The sequence below is a fragment of the Micromonospora sp. D75 genome, assembly GCF_018070405.1.
GTDB lineage: Bacteria > Actinomycetota > Actinomycetes > Mycobacteriales > Micromonosporaceae > Micromonospora > Micromonospora chalcea.
Genome location: NZ_JAGPXV010001015.1, coordinates 1 through 1,185, shown reverse-complemented (window position 1 = coordinate 1,185; position 1,185 = coordinate 1). Strand labels below are relative to the sequence as shown.

At 72.7% G+C, this 1,185-nt stretch carries 2 protein-coding genes; one reads left to right on the top strand and one right to left on the bottom strand.

Translation table 11 applies throughout. The features are described from left to right. Positions 1–6: 6 nt before the first annotated feature. Positions 7–408: an STAS domain-containing protein gene (locus KBX39_RS31605; protein WP_210874082.1), complete on the bottom strand. Its 402-nt coding sequence runs from the start codon at positions 406–408 to the stop codon at positions 7–9. A gap of 255 nt (positions 409–663) precedes the next feature. On the opposite strand from KBX39_RS31605, the gene KBX39_RS31600 reads away from it, so the two are divergent. Continuing rightward, a partial coding sequence (locus KBX39_RS31600; RefSeq protein WP_247660807.1) for a winged helix-turn-helix domain-containing protein occupies positions 664–1,185 on the top strand: 522 nt, incomplete at its 3' end.

The window sequence follows — 1,185 nt, the reverse complement described above, 5'->3', positions numbered from 1 at the left end:
GACGGCTCAGGACATGTGCCGTGGGCGCTGATCGTCATCGGCGTCTCCGGCGGCCGGATCACGTCGCTCAACAACTTCCTCGACGTCGACCGCCTGTTCCCGCTGTTCGGGCTGCCCGACCGGCTGGAGGAGGGCGCCGGCCAGCCCGAGCAGGCCGGCCAGCTCGCGTAGGTCGTCGCCCGCCCCGCGTACCTCCAGCCCCCAGCCGAAGCGGCGCGCGGTCAGGCGCAGCCGCGCCAGCACCTCGACCGTGACCAGGTCGGGCGCGGCGACAGCGGACACGTCGCACACCACCACGCCCCGGTCTCGGCCGCGCAGCGCCTCGGCCAGTTCGGCGCAGCGGGCGGCGATGTCCGCGCGGGTCGGCGTCCCGCCGGCCAGGGAGAGCATGTGCGTGATCACACGCATTGGACCGGCGTACGTCCCGGCTCTCATCGGTACGCGCGTGCCGAACCGCGTGCAGTTACATCGACGTTAACTGCTATACCAATCATCGGTGCTCGGCTATATGATCCCGGTAGTTCACCCCGAAGCCTCACGAAACCGCAGCTCCCCGCACCCCTCGGGTCGAACTCCGCAAGCCAGGTGCCCCGCATCGTCGTGCCTGGCGACCGCCCGGCGTTGCGGTTCAACCTGCCGGAAAGGTGGGAACGGATGACAGGGATGCCGTCCTTGGTCATCGGCGTCGCGTCCTCGTCGGCCGAGCGACGGCAGCTCGCCCAGCTGCTCGGCGGCACCGAGGCGTTCCTGATCGTCTCCAGCGTCCACCAGGCCCGCCGCTTCCTCGACCTGGTCCGTCGCACGTCCGGCCCGCCGCCGTCCGGCCCGCCGCCGTCCCGGCCGCAGCCCGCCGGTGAGCCGCCCGCTCCGTCGTCCGGCGCGTCCTCCGTCCCGTCGTCCGGGCTGGAGCTGGGTGTCGACTCCGACCGGCGGGTGCTGCGCTGGCGGGAGCGCGAGGTCGGGTTGACGCCGCTAGAGCACGACCTGCTGGTCTGCCTGGCCGGCACGCCCGGTCAGGTGTGGACGTACGCCCGGCTGCACCGCGCGGTCTGGGGCAACGACCACCTGGGGCGGGGCTCGGACATGCACTCGGTGGTACGCCGCATCCGGCGCAAGCTCGCCCGCCTCAACGTCCCCGCCACCATCCACGCCGTCCGAGGCGTCGGCTTCCGCCTGACCCCACCC

Bases quoted from the DNA above. Each gene is read 5' to 3' on its own strand.
- KBX39_RS31605 (WP_210874082.1), bottom strand. From the start codon at position 408: ATGCGTGTGATCACGCACATGCTCTCCCTGGCCGGCGGGACGCCGACC.